The organism is Brevibacterium picturae (assembly GCF_030453725.1).
GTDB classification, from domain to species: Bacteria; Actinomycetota; Actinomycetes; order Actinomycetales; family Brevibacteriaceae; genus Brevibacterium; species Brevibacterium sandarakinum_A.
In genome coordinates this window covers 1-3,090 of the sequence record NZ_JAKDJU010000257.1, presented here as the reverse complement: position 1 = coordinate 3,090, position 3,090 = coordinate 1, and the positions used below count along the sequence as shown (strand labels likewise).

At 63.4% G+C, this 3,090-nt stretch carries 1 protein-coding gene and 1 tRNA gene; both read right to left on the bottom strand.

Translation table 11 applies throughout. The annotated features are described in order from the left end of the window. Window positions 1-254: 254 nt before the first annotated feature. Window positions 255-345: transfer RNA gene (locus L0G76_RS15135), tRNA-Ser, on the bottom strand. Between the two features lie 102 nt (window positions 346-447). Then, the gene (locus L0G76_RS15130) at window positions 448-2,892 is read right to left on the bottom strand and encodes a maltokinase N-terminal cap-like domain-containing protein (RefSeq protein WP_304357974.1); all 2,445 of its coding nucleotides are present in this window, start codon (window positions 2,890-2,892) and stop codon (window positions 448-450) included. Between the last annotated feature and the right edge of the window lie 198 nt (window positions 2,893-3,090).

The window sequence follows — 3,090 nt, the reverse complement described above, 5'->3', positions numbered from 1 at the left end:
GCCCAGCGCGAGCCGGCGGCGGGCAGTCGCGAGCCGGCGGTGCCCAGCGCGAGCCAGCGGCGGGCAGTCGCCTCCACCCAGCCAGATTCGCAGGGAAGAGAATGTAGGTTTCGCTGGCAAATACCTACATTCTCTTCCCTCGAATTCGGATAGGGAGCCCAATACCTTCCGCCACCTTGCGCAGGTAGGGACTTTGAGGGATGCGAAAGTCCCCATTCACATTCGTTTTCACGATGCGAATGGGGACTTTCATCTGGCGGAAGCGGTGGGATTCGAACCCACGGAGCGGGGTTGCCGCTCAATGGTTTTCAAGACCATCTCCTTCGGCCGCTCGGACACGCTTCCAATGGCTCACAACGAACCCGGCCTGCTCAGCACGAGGCTGAGCCACAATAGTTTCTCACAGACCGATTGTCTTCTGCTAATCGATTCGCAAAGACACCGGTATCAGTGCTTACTCGACTCAATGCCCTTCTCAGAACCGCCAGTCTGTGGTTTGTCGGAATCGATCGTCTCTCGTGTCTCGGCATCGACTGGCGTCGGCTTCGCGCGCTTCCCCTTGGGAGCGGCGTGCTTCTCCTCGTGCGTGGCGGGCCGCTCCTGTTGCGCCGCGGACTTGGCCTCCTGCGCGGCGGGCTTCGCCTCGTGTTGCGCGGCGGGCTTCGCTTCGTGCACGTTGTGCCGACCTGTCGAGTCAGAATCCTCTGAGGCGGCACCGCGGGCGGCGAATGTCGCAGGCACGGGTGAGACGACGAATTCGTCCTCCTCGTCCTCGAATTCCTCATCGACCGTCGCCGACTGTTCCGCGCGGCTTGTACGCCGAATCTTGCTCTGCCTGGCAGCGCCGTTCGACGCTCGTTGCGGCTCAGCCGATTTCTCGCCGCCTGCAGGGTCTGAGTCGTCCGCAGCGTCTGAGTCGCCTGCAGCGTCTGAGTCGTTCTCAGAGTCGCCCAAAGTCTCAGCGCTACCGTTGTCCTCAGCGTCCGAGTCGGCCAGTGCATCGTCAGCTTCGACCACAAGCGCAGGCTTGTCTGACTCCTCCGCGCCGGAATCGGCAGCGGCAGAGTCTGAACCGGCCTCGGCAACGGCTGCAGAGCCTGACCCGGCAGCGACACGAGTGCCAGAGCCTGCAGAGCCTGACCCGGCAGCGACACGAGTGGCAGAGTCCGTGTTGGCAGAGTCTGAGCCCGCAGCGGCAGGAGCGGCATCCGCAGACGGTGCGGCATGCGCGGCAGTCGCAGGAGCACTGATCTCCGCCTCGGCGGGCGAGTCACCGGACCGGGCGGGCTTGCCTTTGAGCACCAGAGTCAGGGTCGCCAGGGGCACCGAGAGCCAGTTGGGGCGGTTGCGCAGCTCGGTGACGACCTCGACGAGCAGTCTGTCGACGAGCGCCGCGCGCAGGACGGGATCGCCCAGACCCAGGCTTTCACCACGGGCACGCGAATATCCGCTGAGCAGCGAGTTCTGCACCTGCGATGCCCAGAGGAATTCCGGTGAATCGTAGATGGTCCGCAGGGCAGATGGGTCATTGCCGAAGCCGTTGACGACGAGTCCGCCGTCCTCGGATTCGAGTTCACCGGTCCGCTGCAGCCGGGCGAATCCGGCCGCGTAGTCCACACTGCGCAGCAGGGCCACGAGGTCCAGTGCCACCGGCTTGGGATCCGAGTTCGTCGAGTCCGTGAACTTCACGACCGAGTAGCCGTCGGTCGTTGAGCTCACCACGTGATCGAGTGTCAGCTCACCGTGGATCTTCTGCAGCACACCGATCGACTCCAGCGACTGCAGCTTTGCGCGGTGGGCACGCAGCTCAGGCACCAGGGAGTCCAGAGCCAGCGGAGCACGGCCCAGGGCCCAGTCGATGCGCTCGATCCACTTCTTGGCCAAGAGCTTCGACGGCTCACCCCGGCCTTCGACGATGCCGAATTCGGCAGCCATATCGGAATGGAGCTCACCGATGCGGCGGCCCATCTCTGCGGCCTGAGCGTTATAGGCACCGATCGATCCCGAGTCGACGGCGCACACGATGTCCACGGCTTCGCGCCAGGCGGGTTCGGCGTCGACGTCCACATGGGTCAGCAGAGCCATCGGAGCTTCCATCTCGGTGACTTCGAACATGTCATACCACCGTCCCGAGCCCCAGCCGATGACCTCGGGCACACTGCGGGAACCCGCCTCGGTGAGAAGGACCGGGATCGTCAGCGATGACGGCATCTCGTTCTCCAGGACCCGGAAGAAGCTGAGTTCCATCGGCTCGTACTCATCGTGGATGATGACCGTCGATTTGTGGGCACCGGCATCGGTGACCTCGATCGGGCGGATGTCGATGGGGAGCTCTTCACGGGAATCCGTGACCAACGCAGCCTTCGGCGGCTTCGGTGGGACCACCTCGGCGGGGGTGTCTGCGGAGCGGGCTGGAGCCTGTCGAACCGGGAACGGCTGACTGGACTGCTTGTCTCGAACGGCGGCCTTCTCCTGGCCGTGGCGCAGTGATTCGGTGCTCAGCTGGCCGCCGTCGAAGACCTTGCGCTTGGTGATCGCATCGGCCATGAGATTGACGAACACGGGATCGGCCGCGCCGTCATAGACGAACACGTGCCCCAGGGCGAGGTCATCGACTTGGCCGATCAGGGACTTGCGCAGGTGCATGTCTTCGACTCCGCGCAGTGAGAGCGGAATGTTGAGCCGACGCAGGGTCGGCCCGTCTCCGACGGAGATCACGGTCACGAGCCCGGCGAAACCGCCGAGTTCCTCGGCCTTGTACGTGAAGGCACGGGCCACCGACATGGGGGTGATATCGGGGTCGGTTCCGAAATCTGCGGCGAGCTTGGGGAACCACGACTGTCGAGGTATCCAGCCGGCTAACAGTTGTTCCAGCTCACTGCTGATGGCCATGTCGCCTCCTTGAAGGAATTACGGGCACTTTACATCCAATCATGATAGGACCTCCTCGAAGTCCAGGGCGCACCAGAAATCATCAACTCGGTTCCAGATTCGATACCTGCGGAGTGTCATCACCACACCAACAAGGTTCCCTGCCAACAAGGTTCCCTGAGGCGTCCTTGTTTTGCTTGAGACACCCTGAGGTGTCCT